General features: G+C 61.7%; 12 protein-coding genes. All 12 read right to left on the reverse strand.

Translation table 11 applies throughout. From position 1 onward, the window contains the following. Positions 1-33: 33 nt before the first annotated feature. The 12 genes from ABSY19_RS21275 to ABSY19_RS21330 all read right to left on the reverse strand — a co-directional run bounded on the left by ABSY19_RS21275 (position 34) and on the right by ABSY19_RS21330 (position 13,460). Positions 34-1,290, reverse strand: coding sequence for an ABC transporter substrate-binding protein (locus ABSY19_RS21275; RefSeq protein WP_008905457.1), 1,257 nt, complete (start codon positions 1,288-1,290; stop codon positions 34-36). Positions 1,291-1,416: 126 nt separating this feature from the next. Next, positions 1,417-2,268: an ABC transporter ATP-binding protein gene (locus ABSY19_RS21280; RefSeq protein WP_374726524.1), complete on the reverse strand. Its 852-nt coding sequence runs from the start codon at positions 2,266-2,268 to the stop codon at positions 1,417-1,419. A gap of 10 nt (positions 2,269-2,278) precedes the next feature. After that, positions 2,279-3,352 (reverse strand): branched-chain amino acid ABC transporter permease, encoded by a 1,074-nt coding sequence (locus tag ABSY19_RS21285; protein ID WP_034694558.1) that lies wholly within the window; start codon positions 3,350-3,352, stop codon positions 2,279-2,281. Positions 3,353-3,357: 5 nt separating this feature from the next. Beyond that, the gene (locus ABSY19_RS21290) at positions 3,358-4,245 is read right to left on the reverse strand and encodes a branched-chain amino acid ABC transporter permease (protein ID WP_056278238.1); all 888 of its coding nucleotides are present in this window, start codon (positions 4,243-4,245) and stop codon (positions 3,358-3,360) included. A gap of 3 nt (positions 4,246-4,248) precedes the next feature. Next, positions 4,249-6,192 (reverse strand): AMP-binding protein, encoded by a 1,944-nt coding sequence (locus ABSY19_RS21295; protein WP_204734790.1) that lies wholly within the window; start codon positions 6,190-6,192, stop codon positions 4,249-4,251. Next, a complete protein-coding gene (locus ABSY19_RS21300) occupies positions 6,179-6,976 on the reverse strand; it encodes an ABC transporter ATP-binding protein (protein WP_008905462.1) in 798 nt (265 codons plus the stop codon). Before ABSY19_RS21300 ends, ABSY19_RS21295 begins: the two co-directional genes overlap by 14 nt. Positions 6,977-7,166: 190 nt before the next feature. Beyond that, a complete protein-coding gene (locus ABSY19_RS21305) occupies positions 7,167-8,384 on the reverse strand; it encodes a CaiB/BaiF CoA transferase family protein (protein ID WP_382155657.1) in 1,218 nt (405 codons plus the stop codon). Between the two features lie 9 nt (positions 8,385-8,393). Beyond that, positions 8,394-9,560, reverse strand: a complete 1,167-nt coding sequence (locus ABSY19_RS21310; RefSeq protein ID WP_008905464.1) for an acyl-CoA dehydrogenase family protein — start codon at positions 9,558-9,560, stop codon at positions 8,394-8,396. Positions 9,561-9,627: 67 nt separating this feature from the next. Then, positions 9,628-10,431 carry an enoyl-CoA hydratase/isomerase family protein gene (locus tag ABSY19_RS21315; RefSeq protein WP_210825675.1) on the reverse strand — a complete coding sequence of 268 codons (804 nt, stop codon included), beginning with the start codon at positions 10,429-10,431 and terminating at the stop codon, positions 9,628-9,630. Between the two features lie 51 nt (positions 10,432-10,482). Next, a complete protein-coding gene (locus ABSY19_RS21320) occupies positions 10,483-11,340 on the reverse strand; it encodes a MaoC/PaaZ C-terminal domain-containing protein (protein WP_008905466.1) in 858 nt (285 codons plus the stop codon). Between the two features lie 11 nt (positions 11,341-11,351). Continuing rightward, positions 11,352-12,272, reverse strand: a complete 921-nt coding sequence (locus tag ABSY19_RS21325) for an SDR family oxidoreductase (RefSeq protein ID WP_382155660.1) — start codon at positions 12,270-12,272, stop codon at positions 11,352-11,354. A 30-nt stretch (positions 12,273-12,302) separates the two neighbouring features. Continuing rightward, positions 12,303-13,460, reverse strand: a complete 1,158-nt coding sequence (locus tag ABSY19_RS21330; protein ID WP_382155663.1) for a thiolase — start codon at positions 13,458-13,460, stop codon at positions 12,303-12,305. Between the last annotated feature and the right edge of the window lie 51 nt (positions 13,461-13,511).

A 13,511-nucleotide genomic window follows, 5' to 3' on the forward strand; every position in this document is an offset into this window, starting at 1 on the left:
CAGTCGTGCCTGAGGCCTGACCGAGGCGTATCGCTACTGCTTCGACTTGGCGAACTCCGCCGATTCCTTCTTGGCGCTTTCCTGGACTACATCGTCGTATGCGGAGAACCAGCCAGTCTCTGGCACCCACTTCGCGCCATCCCACATGTCGATGCGCGTCTTGCCGCCGCCGCCATGGTCCTTGGCCGTCACAGTTACAGGGGCGATGAGGCCGTTAGCGTCGAAGTTGCGCAGGCTCTCCAGCCCGCGCTTCATCTTGTCGGATGTCAGAGGCCAGCCATACTGCTTGATTGCCAGACGCGCGCCTTCGAAAACAGGAGCGTAGGTGGCCAGCCCAGTGTTGTAGAAGATGTCATTGGTATGCTTGCGGTCGCCGTTGCCCTTTCCCTTGTCATACAGATCCTTCAGGATCTGCTGGATCAGAGGGTGCTCCTGACCGCCCACCACATTAGTGCCGCGCTTGATGCCCTTGGCCGCGTCGGCGCCAATGTTCGCGATGTCCACTTCGTTGAACCAATTGACGGCGATGTACTTGTCCATCGGCATGGCGTTGCGTTTCATTTCGCGCGAGGCAACAACGTGCATGTTGCCCAGGTTCCAGCTGATGACCCAATCGGGGTTGAAGCGGCGGATCTGGGACCACGCCCCTGACTGATTGTTACCAGGCAGCGGGTTCGGGAACAATTGGAGGTCGAAGCCTTCCTTTGCCGCGAGTGTCTTCAACACGCCGATGGGTTCCAACCCAAACGCGGTGTCCAGGTAAAAGAATGCGATCTTCACACCCTTCAGGTTGTTGTTCGACTTGGACTTGATGTACTGGATGTTATTGGCTGCTTGGCTCCAATAGGTGGGCCCGATGGGGAATATCCACTTGAACACATCGCCGTCGACTGCATCGCTGCGGCCAGTAAAGGATGAAATCATCACATTGTTGTCCTGCATTGCGCGCGGCAGCAGCGCGCGCCCGACCGGCGTGGAAAAGAAGTCGAAGGTGATCGCACCCTCGCGCTTCATCTTTTCATAGCACTCGATGCCCCGCTGCGGTTCGTTGCCATGGTCTTGAACCAGAATCTCGACCGGATGGCCTTCGATGCCGCCTTTCTGGTTGAGTATCTGCGCATAGTCGCGCGCGGCCTGAGCAACTTGCGGTACGGCGAAGGCGTAAACCTTGCTCAGGTCGTAACATAGCGCAAATTTAATCGGTTCGGTCTGGGCCTGGGCCAGCGCGGGCTGGACGTTGGACATCGCCATCCCCACGCCAGCAAGAATTGAAAGCAGTTTGATTTTCATGGTGATGTCTCCTGTTTAGCTAGCACGGGGTGAAATGCAGTCTGTAGTAGGCATGCCGGTCGTGCCCAAGACTTAATGCGAGAGCTCGACGCGATGTGGAGGTGTCCATGCTACGAGAAACTTGTTTCAGGTGAGCCAGCGTTTGCGCCGACTATAGTGTTTGATGTCATGGAAGCTTCGCCCTTCGGTGCCTCCTAGATAGAACTCCTGGATGTCCGGGTTTTTCTTCATGGCTTCTGCGCTGTCATGCATCACCACGCGTCCGTTCTCGATCAGATAGCCATGCGAGACGACCTCTAAAGCTGCAATTGCGTTTTGTTCCACCAGCAGAACGGACAGGCCTTCTTCCTTGTTGATGCGCCGAACAATGTCGAAAATCTCGGCCACCAGAAAAGGCGCGAGACCAAGACTCGGCTCGTCAAGCATCAGCAGCTTGGGTTGCGTCATCAAGGCACGGCCAATGGCCAGCATCTGCTGCTCGCCGCCTGACAGGTAGCCGGACTGCGCGGTGCGCCGCTGATGCAAGCGCGGGAAGTAGCTGTAAACCATATCCTTGTTACGCAGCATGTCTTGGCGGGTGCCACGAACAGCCGAGGCCGCCACCAGGTTTTCGTCAGGCGTCATGTGTTCGAACACACGCCGCCCTTCCAGCACATGCACGATACCGAGCTTGACGCGCTCCTGCGGCGCCAGTGCATCGATGTTCTGACCCAGGAATTGCACCTCACCGCGGGTTACCAGGCCGCGCTCAGGGCGCAGCAGGCCGCTGATCGACTTCAGCGTCGTGCTTTTGCCAGCGCCGTTGGCGCCCAGCAGTGCCACCATGGCGCCTTGCGGCACATCGATCGAAACGCCCTTGATGGCGAGCGATACATGATCGTAGATGACCTCGACATTGTTCAGTGACAATATCAAGGCAGGTTCCGCAGTCTGGTTTTGCATCAGCGTTGGGGTGGAAGTCAAGTTGTCAGTCGCCATGATGTCGTTTTTACTTTCGGGCGTAGCCGAAGGGCCAGACCAGCAGGTAGTTGCGCAGATTGGTGTACATCTTGCCCAGCCCCATAGGCTCAACCAGCAGGAAAATAATGATCAGCGCGCCATAAACCGCATGTGGAATGTGGGCCAGCGTTTCGATCCCGAGCGAGATGCCCAGGAGCTGCGCCAGCCAGCCGATCAGACTGTTCATCAGGCCGGGCATCAACAGAATGAAGGCGGCCCCAAAATAGCTGCCGATGATGCTGCCCAGTCCGCCGACGATCACCATGGCCAGCAACTCGATGGAGACATTGACGGCAAATTGCTCCGGTGTGGCTGCTCGGTAGAAGGTGAAGATCAGGATGGCGCCGCTGATGCCGCCAATGAAGGACGAGGTGGCGAACGCCACCAGCTTGTAATACAGGCTGTGCACGCCAATGACCGCCGCAGCGAAGTCCTTTTCACGCACCGCAATGAGCGCGCGGCCAAGCCCGGTGCGGCGCAAGTTGAGCATGAACACGGTGACGATCAGGCACCAGCCCAGCGCCACGTAATAGAGTCCGGTATCCGAGGTGATGGCCTGGCCGAGCAGGCTGATGTCAGGTGCCTGCAGTGTGGCCTGGGTGCCGCCGCTGATGGCCGGCACGTGGGAGATCACCCAGTCCATCACGAACTGCAGGGCCAGCGTGCTGAGCGCCAGATACAGGCCTTTCACGCGCAGCGCCGCGAAAGCGAAAACGATGCCGATCACAGCGGCCATCACGCCGCCGAGCACCATCGCGATCTCCCAGGGAATGCCGTTGCGTACGCCGTGCACCGCCGTGTAGGCGCCGATGCCCATGATGGCGGCATAGCCGAAGTGGAACTGTCCGGTCCAGCCCAGGATCAGGTTCAAGCCGAGCACGGCCGCAGTCCACACCAGCCACGGTAACAACTGGGTGCTGAGGACGAGCGTGCTCATGGTGAATGGCGCAGTTAACGCAAAGGCCAGCAACAAGCCGATCATCCAGCGATCCGCGGGGAGCGGAAAAAGCGAGCGCGCGTTGGCGTAATTGGTATGGAAAATTCCTGATTGACGAAATAGCATGAGCTTCAGATCCTTTCAATGTCGTGGCGCCCGAACAGGCCATGCGGCCGAATCAGGATGGTCAGAATCAGTATTGTGGCAACCACCAGGTCGCGGCTACCACCGCCAACCAAGGGGTCGAGATAGCCAGATGCAACGCCTTCAAGAAGGCCCAGCAGCAAGCCGGCCAGAATGGCGCCGCCGATGCTGTCAAGACCGCCTAAAACGGCGACGGTCAAGCCCTTGAGCAAAAGCAGCGCCAGCGCCTGGCTGACCCCTTGAACCGAGCCCCACAACACGCCGGCCGTGGTGGCTAGAACCGAGGACATGGCCCAGGAAAACGCCACCCCGCGTTCAACCGAAATACCGATCGACCACGATGCGATGTAATCGTCGGAGATGGCGCGCAGAACAATGCCCCTGCGCGTGCGAAAGAAGAACATCAAGACCAAAAACAGCGCGATGGCCACCACGGCGCCCACCACATAAGCCCGACTGAGCAGCACCGGCCCCAGAAACAGCGGGTCGTCGCTGATGCCAATGGACAGCGGAAGGCCAGAGCCGCCCCAGATGGCCATTGTTGTCGCGCGTATAAAGATGTCCAGCCCCAGTGTCATCATCAGGATCATGATGATGGGGCGGCCCGCCAGCCGGCGCAACGCCACCCGCTCGATGCCCATTCCGACAAAGAACATCGTTCCCATGGCCAGCGGGATGGCGACCCACATCGACACGCCCAATCCATTGGCGATGGCCAGCACGACATAGGCACCCAGCATGGTCATCGCACCTTGCGCCAGGTTAGGCACCGAGGATGACTTGTAGATGATCACGATGCCCATGGCGACCAGTGAATACATGAGCCCCGACAGCGCGCCATTGATGGCCAATTCGGCAAACAGTGAAAAATCCATAATTTAAATCTCCTGCACCGAGAGTTGGCGCTCGATGGTGCCGACTTCACCGGATTCATACGTGATCTGCGCCTTCATCGTGACCGTCTGCTGGCCGCCGTAGATCGCATCTATGATGGGCGCATAACGCTCCTCGACCACGTTGCGGCGCAGCTTGCGGGTTCGCGTGACCTCTCCGTCGTCGGGGTCGAACTCCTTGTGTAAGGACACGAAGTGATGCAGTTTCAACCCGTCTGGCAGGATGCTGTTGACGCGCTTGACCGCTGCCGTGACCAGTTCGATCACCTCGGGTTTTTGCGACAGGTCGGCATAGGACATGTAGGAAATGCCCCGTACCTCAGCCCAATGGCCCACCGGCTCCATGTCGATGCAGATGATGGCCGCCAGCGTGTCGCGGCCGCTCCCGAGCACGGCCACATCCTTGATGTACGGACTGAATTTGAGGCGGTTCTCAATGTAGTTCGGAATGTAGCGTTCGCCTTTGGAGGTATACACCACCTCCGACAACCGTCCGAGCACCACCATGTGTCCATCAGGCTCGATATAACCTGCATCGCCCGTGTGCAGCCAGCCGTCCTCAAGTGCTTCACGGGTGGCATTTTCAAGTTTGTAGTAACCGGAAAACACGCTCCCGGAGCGAATCAAGACCTCTCCGTTGTCGCCGATCTTGACTTCCACACCGGGCAGCGGTTTGCCGACCGTGTGCAGGCGTACTTCTTCGGTGTCCTGCAAGGCAGTGAAGGCGCTGCTTTCAGTTTGACCATAAAACTGTCGCAATTTCACGCCCAGTGCGCGGTAAAAAACAAAAGTGTCTTCGCCAATGGCCTCGCCGCCGGTGAAAGCACCTCGCAGGCGGGTGAGGCCCAACTGGTCCTTGATCGGTCCGAAGATCAACCACTCTCCCAGTTGCCGCATCAGACGCTCTGTCAGGCTGGGCTGTTTTCCCTCGAGCTTGCGTCGTTCGGACGCCAGCGCCGAGTTCATGAAAACATCGTAGAGCCATTTCTTGAGCGGCGTCGAATCCTCCATGCGAACCTGGATGGTGGTCAGCATGTTGTCCCAGCTGCGCGGTGCCGCCAGATAGAAAGTGGGAGCCACCTCGCGCAGGTCGTGCAGCACCGTTTCCTGGCGTTCGGGGATATTGATGGTGAAGTGCAGCGCAACACCGGCGCCGACCGTGATGGCAAAGTCGCCCACCCAGGCCATGGGCAGATAGGCGAGGATGGTCTCGCCAAATGTGAAGGCGCCCCCGCGATGGGCGTTGCGCACCCCCGCGAGGAAATTGCGGTGGCTCAGTACCACGCCCTTCGGCTTGCCCGTGGTCCCCGACGAGTGCACGAACACCGCCGGTCCGTCGGGCAGCGCCCGTTCGATCAAGGCATTTCGCAGTTTCGGCTCGGCACGCAAGCGATCTGCACCGATGGCCTGCAACTTTTCCCACGAAATCAGTCCGGGATTCGAATAGTTGGTCAAGCCGCGTGGCTCGTCGTAAATGATGTTCTTGATCGTTGCACCCTGATCGCCCAGATCAAGCACCTTGTCGACTTGCTCCTGGTCTTCTGCCAGGACAAAGCGGACATGCGTCTCATGCATGAAGTGACGGATTTCGTCGGGTGTTGCAGTAGAGTAGACGGGCATCGCGTAGCCGCCCAGCACGCCGGCCGCGAGCATGCCCATGTAGAGCCGGGGTCGGTTGTCGCCCAGGACCAGCAAGGCATCCTCTGCGCTAAAACCCAGGCTTTCCATGCCGGCCGCGCAGGCGAGCGTGGTATCCAGCATCTGCGACCAGGTGATCTCCTGCCATATTCCCAGGTGCTTTTCGCGCATGGCCACGCGATTGCCCAGCAACTCGGCGTTGCGAGCCAGAATGTGGATGAGGGTGGTGTCGGTGCCCATATCCCATGTGGTGTTGCTGCCCTTGGCAGCATTGGTTTCAGTGCTTTGCATGCGCACCCCCCAGGTAGGCCTTGATCACACGTTCATCCTTCATCACGTCGGCAGGAATACCGGTTCCGATGGTTTCACCATAGCTGAGCACCATCATGCGGTCGCAGATACCGGTGATCACATCCATGTGGTGCTCGATCAGCAGCACAGTGACATTGCGCTCGGCACGCGCATCGAGGATAAAACGGGCCATGTATTCCTTTTCCTCCTGGTTCATGCCAGCCATCGGTTCGTCAAGAACCAGAAAGCTGGGTTCGGCCACCAACGCGCGTGCCAGTTCGACGCGCTTTTTCAGCCCGATCGGAATGCTGTCCACCAGCTCGTCGCGCACGCTCTGCAGCTGCAGGAAATCGATAATCTCTTCGACCTTGAGCCGGCTCGCCATCTCATCCTTGCGACCCAGCCACCAGTAGAGGGCGGTTTTTGCCACGCCGGGCTTCATGTGGATGTGACGCCCCAGCAGGATGTTGTCAAGCACGCTCATGCCGTTGAAGAGCGCCAGGTTCTGGAACGTGCGCGCGACGCCCAGAGCTGCGACCTTGTGCGGCGCCATGCCGGTGATGTCGCGGCCATTGAGCCATATGCTGCCGACCTGGGGTGGAAAGAAGCCGGTGATGGCGTTGGTCATGGTCGTCTTGCCGCTGCCGTTGGGGCCAACCAAGCCGAAGATCTCCCCACGCTCAATGCGCAAATTGGCATCCTTCAACGCGACGAGGCCGCCGAATCGCCGCTCCAGCCCTCGGCATTCGAGGGCGGGCACTGCCGCCGCGTTGCTGGCTTTCATCGGAGTTGGCCGCTGCTCTTTGGTACTGATGGTGTTTATCACTGAGGGTGCCTATGACATAGCACGGTCGACCACCTGCCTGTGCGCAGTTTGCCGAGCCGATTTTCTGTTCTGCATAAAAGTTTTTCATTTTGATACCTAACATTAGTTAGGTACATAGGGGGTTCCCCTAGTCTCTGGCAGGCAGAGTTCATTTCGCAACGTGTTCTACGATGCTTCCCCGTGCGATCAGGGCATCAATGGTGGCGGCGCCGTAGCCGTGCTCCGTGAGCAGTTCGCGTGTGTGTTGGCCGAAGCGCGGCGGCGCGCTGTGGGCGCGCCCCGGTGTGCGTGACAGCTTGACCGGGATGCCGATGCCAGGCACACCCTCGACCTGCACCACCATGTCCCGATGCAGGGTGTGGAGGTCGGTCAATACCTGCGGAATGGCCCTGACTGCGCCGGCCGGAATACCGGCGGCCAGCAGGTCACGGCACAGCTGTTCGCCATCCACCTCTTGCAACTGCGCCTCTAGCAAGGCGCGCAGTTCGTCGCGATGGCGAAAACGCTCGGCGTTGGTGGCAAAGCGCGGCTCGCTGGCCATGTCGGGATGGCCGAGGAACTCGCACAGTTTTTCCCACTGCCCGTTGTTGCCGATGCCCAGGAAGACCTCGCAGGTCCGGGTCGGCAACTTGTCGTAGGGCACGATGTTGGAGTGCGCATTGCCGCTGAGCCTGGGTGTCTGGCCCGACTGCAACCAGTTTGCACTTTGCGGATGCAGCAGCGACACGGCGGTGTCGTACAGCGTGGCCTCGACGAACTGCCCTCGCCCGGAGCGCTGCCGCTCGATCACCGCCAGTAGCACGTCTATCACGGCCGACAGGCCGGTGGTGATGTCGACCACCGGGACACCGACCCGCAGCGGGCCGGTGTCCGGCGTGCCGTTGACGCTCATCAGGCCGCCCAGTGCCTGTGCCACCGCGTCGTAGCCAGGCGCGCCGCCGAGCGGCCCATCGGCGCCGAAGCCGCTGACCCGGCAGTGGATCAGGCGCGGGAAGCGCTCGCGCAGCGTCTGTTCATAGCCGATCCCCCAGCGCTCCAGCGTGCCGATCTTGAAGTTCTCGATCAGCACGTCGGCGTCCGCCAGCAGCTTGAGAACGATCTCGCGCCCTTCGGGCTTGGACAGGTCGATCACGATGTCGCGCTTGTTGCGGTTCAGGCCGTTGTAGTAGGCCGCCGTGCCGTCGTCGGCAAAGGGTGGGCCCCAGGCGCGGGTCTCATCGCCAGCGGGCGGCTCGACCTTGATGACCTGCGCGCCGTGGTCGGCCAAAATCTGTCCGCAGTACGGGCCACCGAGCACGCGTGAGAGGTCAATCACCTTCAGGCCGGCCAGGGCACCAAAGGCTGGCAGGGGAGCGTTGTTACCCATGGTTGCCTGTCAATAGGAGCGCGGGAGGCCCATCACATGCTCCGCGATGTAGTTCAACACCAACTCGCGGTTCAACGGAGCCGTGCGCAGCAGCCGCACCAGACCGTACAAGTCGTAAATGCCGTATTCCTTGGTGAAACCGTTGCCGCCATGGGTCTGGATGGCCGCGTCAACGGCATGGATGCCGGCTTCGGCACCCGCGTACTTGGCGATGTTGGCAAACTCCCCGGCAGGCAGACCCTGGTCGAAGGCCCAGGCGGCCTTGAGCGCCATCAGCGAGGCCATCTCGATCTCGCTGCGGGCTATCGCGAGCGGGTGCTGAACGCCCTGGTAGGCGCCGATGGGGGTGTTGTTGAACACCTTACGGTCGTTGGCGTAGGCCACCGCCTTCTTCAAGGCGAAGCGCCCGACACCGGTACACAAGCCCGACAGGATGATGCGCTCGGGGTTGAGCGTGTCGAACAGGATGTTGAAGCCTTTGCCGACTTCGCCCAGCACATCGGCCTCGGTGAGCTCCACGTTGTCGAAGAACAGTTGCCATTGTGTTTCGGGCACCGGGAAGGCAACTTCAATCAGCGTCTTGCTGATGCCTTTTTTCTTCATGTCGACCATGAAGATGGTGAAGCCGTCGGTCTTCTTTTTCACGTCAGCGCGCGCTGTGGTGCGGGTCACGACCATGGCGTAGTCGGCGCAGTTGGCGTCGGTGATGAAGACCTTCTGGCCGTTGAGCTTGAAGCCGCCCTTGCCGTCGGACTTGGCGATGCTGGTGATCTCGATCGAGTTCGAGCCGGCGTTCGGTTCGGTGATGGCGAAGCAGAACTTGATGTCGCCGGTGCAGCCGCCCGGCAGAAAGCGGCGCTTCATGTCCTCGCTGGCGTGCTTGGCCAGCAGACCCATGGTCATGGTCGGTCCGACCACCAGGTTCAGCAGCGGAATGCCGTTGTTGGCCAGTCCCTCCATGAACAGCAGCATCTCGGTCATGCCCTGGCCGGCACCGCCATAGGCTTCGGGCACCATGATGCCGAGAAAACCGTCGTTGGTGATCTGCTCGTACAACTCGGTGGGGCGTTCGTTCTTGTTGGCGTAGCCGCGCCAGTAATTGTGGTCGAACTGCTTCGAGATACGGTCGCCGTACTCGTAGATCATCCGTTGTTCTTGGGTCAGCGCGAAATCCATGGGGTGTTCTCCTGTGTACTTGGGAAATTCAGGCTCCTTCCCCGAGAGGGAGAAGGAGCGAACTCAATCAGTTCTGGGCCGAGGGGAACTTGGGCGCGCGCTTCTCGCGCACCGAGGCCACGCCCTCCTTGGCGTCTTCGCCCAGGAAACACAGCATTTCCATCGCCAGCGAGCTCTCGAAGATCGGGCGCGCCACGTTCATCCAGCCGTTGAGCGACCGCTTGGTGAAGCGGATCGCCTGCTGGCTGCCATTGGCCAGTTTGTTGGCCACGGCCATGGCCTTGTCCATCAGCTCGGCGCGCGGCACGCACAGGCTGACCAGACCGATGCGCTCGGCTTCCTTGCCGTTCACGAACTCGGCCGTCATCAGGTAGTACTTGGCCTTGGCCATGCCGCACAGCAGCGGCCACAGAATGGCTGCGTGGTCGCCGGCGGCGACGCCGATCTTGACATGGCCGTCGGTAATTTTGGCCTCCTCGGCCATGATGCTGATGTCGGCCAGGAAGGCGACTGCCAGACCGGCACCGACGGCCACGCCGTTGATGGCCGAGATGATGGGCTTGTCGCAGGCCATCATGTTGTAGACCACGTCCGATGCTTCGGTCATGGTGTTGGCGATTTCCTTCGGGTTGCCGACCATGCCGGCCACCCATTCCAGGTCGCCGCCGGCCGAGAAAGCCTGGTCGCCCGCGCCGGTGATGACCGCCACTTTGGTCTTGGCATCGTCAGTGACCACGCCCCAGATCTTGGTCAGCTCCCAGTGCAGCCGGCCATTGGTGGCATTCATGACCTCGGGGCGGTTGATGGTGATGACCAGCACGCCGTTGGGCTTGTGGTCGAACTTGAGGAATTGAAAGTCAGCGTAGTTCATGTTGAGGCTCCTTGAAAAAAATTGAAAACGAAAACGAAAGGCAAAGGACGGTCAGCGCAGCTCGGCGCGTCCGTTGTTCAGCACGACGATGTCGCGTTCGACGGCGCGGGCGCGAAAGGAAACGACCTTGCCATCCACCCAGAGCTCGGTGCGTATCGTTTCGCCGGGGTAAACGGGTGACGAAAAACGCACATCCAGCGACTGCAGGGCGCTCGGGTCGCCGCCGCAGACGCGCTGGGTGAGTGCCCAGCCGGCGATGCCGTAGGTGGCCAGGCCGTGCAGGATGGGCTGCTTGAAACCAGCGGCGCTTGCCACCGCGGGTTCGGCGTGCAGCGGGTTGTAGTCGCCCGAGAGGCGGTAGATCAGCGCGGCACGCGGCTGGGTGGCGAAATCGTCGCTGTGATCAGGCGCGCGCGTGGGCAGCTCATGCACGGTTTTGACCGGCCCGGCCGGGCCGCCAAAGCCACCGTCGGCGCGGCAGAAGGTGGTCGAGGTCAGCGTGGCCAGCAGTTCGCCGCTGGTGGCGTCCGTCACCGTGCGCTCGGTGTAGATCAGAGCCCCCTTGTCCGGCCCCTTGTCGATGATCTGGCTCACCCGCGTGCGCCCGATCACTTCACCCTCGGGCGGCACCGGCCGGTGCAGGCGCAAGCCCTGTTCGCCATGCACCAGCCGCACCCAGTCAACGCCGGTGGCCGGGTCCTTGAGCCACATGCCGGGATAGCCCAGCACCACCGGCAGCGTGGGCAGCGCCAGCAGGTTCTTTTCATAGACAAAGCGCAGCTCGGTCTCGTTGGTCGGGTCGGTGCCCAGGCCCACGCCCAGTGCGTAGAGCATGGTGTCGCGCTGGGTGTAGCGATGGCGAACGTCCTCGAACGGCCATGCCATCAGTTTCTCGTAGTTGATCGCCATGGCAGATGACGTCAGACGGGATCCCAGGAGAACACGATGTTCGAGCTCTCCAGCGGATAGAAGTTCTGCTTCATGGCGGGCAACACGCGCTCGGCGATGGTCTCGGGTGTCCAGCCCTCGGCGGTGTGCATGCCGCGGATCGGGCGCGACTGGCTCATGAGGAAAATCTCGTTGCCGCGCACGGCGAAGATCTGGGCCGTGACGTCGGCTGCGGCATCGCTGGCCAGGAAGGTGGCCATGGGCGCAATCTGCTCGGTACCGAGTTTTTTTAGTTTTTCCACGCGTGCCTGCTGCTCGGGTGTGTCGGTGGGGATGGCGCCGATCATGCGGCTCCAGGCGAACGGCGAGATGCAGTTGGAACGCACGTTGTAGCGTTGCATGTCGCCGGCGATGTGGCGCGACATGGCCACGATGCCCAGCTTGGCAGCGGCGTAGTTGGCCTGGCCCAGGTTGCCGATCAGGCCGGACGTGGAAGTCATGTGCACATAGGCACCCGACTTCTGCGTCTTGAAGTGCGGGGCGGCGGCTCGCGAAGTGAAGAAGCTGCCGTTGAGGTGCACGTCGATGACGGCGCTCCACCCCTCGGGCGACATGTTGAAGAACAGGCGGTCGCGCAGGATGCCGGCGTTGTTGACGACGATGTCGATGCGCCCGAAGGTGTCGGCCGCGCATTCGATGATGCGGTTGGCCGTGGGCCAGGTCGAGACGCTGTCGGTGCTGAGAACGGCCTGGCCGCCAGCGGCCTTGATCTCGTTGACCACCTGCTGGCCGTGGCTGGCGTCATTGCCTTCGCCGCCGACCGAGGCGCCGATGTCGTTGACCACCACCTTGGCGCCTTGCGCCGCCATCATCAGTGCGATGTCGCGGCCGATGCCCCGGCCCGCGCCGGTGACTACGGCGACTTTGTCTTGCAGCATGTTGCCCTTGCTCATGAAATGACTCCTGGTTGTTGATTTGAAAAATCAGACGGTGGCGGCCGTGCCCAGCAGGGCCGTCACCTGGCTGGAAAGAACGCCGCCGTTGCCGTGGCACAGGGCGATCTCCGCATTCGGCACCTGGCGGTCGCCGGCCTCGGCGCGCAGTTGCTGCATGGCCTCGATCAGCAGGAACATGCCGTACATGCCCGGGTGGCAGCACGACAGGCCGCCGCCATTGGTGTTGACCGGCAACGCGCCCCCCGGTGCGATGCGCCCGTTGCGCACGAAAGCGCCGCCTTCGCCCTTGGCGCAAAAGCCCAGGTCTTCGAGGAACAGCAGCGTGTTGATGGTGAAGGCGTCGTACAACTCCAGCACGTCCACGTCCTTCGGGGCCAGCCCGGCCATGGCGAAGGCGCGCGGCCCGGACTCGGCGGCGGCGGTGACCGTCAGGTCGGGCATGGAGCCGATCTGGCGGTGCCAGGTGGCCGCAGCCGCGCCCAGCACATAGACCGGTGGCTTGGGAAAGTCTTTCGCCCGCTCGCTGCGCACCAGCACCAGGGCGCCGCCGCCGTCGGTGACCAGGCAGCAATCGAGCACCGACAGCGGATCGCTCACCAGACGCGAAGCCAGCACCTGCTCGATGCTGAGCGGATCGCGTGCATGGGCCAGCGGATTGAGTTGCGCCCACTGGCGCGCCGCCACCGCGATGTGCGCCAGGTCTTCGCGCGTGGTGCCGTACTGGTGTATGTGGCGCGCGGCCGCCAGCGCGTAGCTGGAGATCGGGTAGCGCGGCTCGTAGGGCGCCTCGTACAAGGGCGTTTCGGCCATCGACTTGAGTTTGCCAAAGCCCGAGCCCTGGTTGCTGCCGTAGCAAATGAGCGCCACTTCGCACTGGCCGGTGTGCAGCGCCATGGCGGCGGTAAGCAGGTGGCCCACATAAGACGAGCCGCCAACCATCGTGGCTTCGCAGAACTTGGGATGGATGCCCAGATATTCGGCCACCGATAGACCGGCGAGGAAGTGGTAGGACGAGCCGGTGAACAGGCCATCGACATCGGACAGCTTCAAGCCGGCATCGGCCAGCGCGCCGTGCACCGCTTCGCCCAGAATTTCGAGCGCGCTGCGACCGGGGGCCATGGGCACGCCGCCCAGGCTGGCACCCACGATGGCGGCCGCGCCGCGCAGGGGAGAGATGGTGCTCATGGAGGACCTTCGCGCTGCGCACTGCGGTGCGAGCTTGCTTGGGAACGGCCC

Source organism: Hydrogenophaga sp. ANAO-22 (genome assembly GCF_042466645.1).
Lineage (GTDB): Bacteria > Pseudomonadota > Gammaproteobacteria > Burkholderiales > Burkholderiaceae_C > Hydrogenophaga.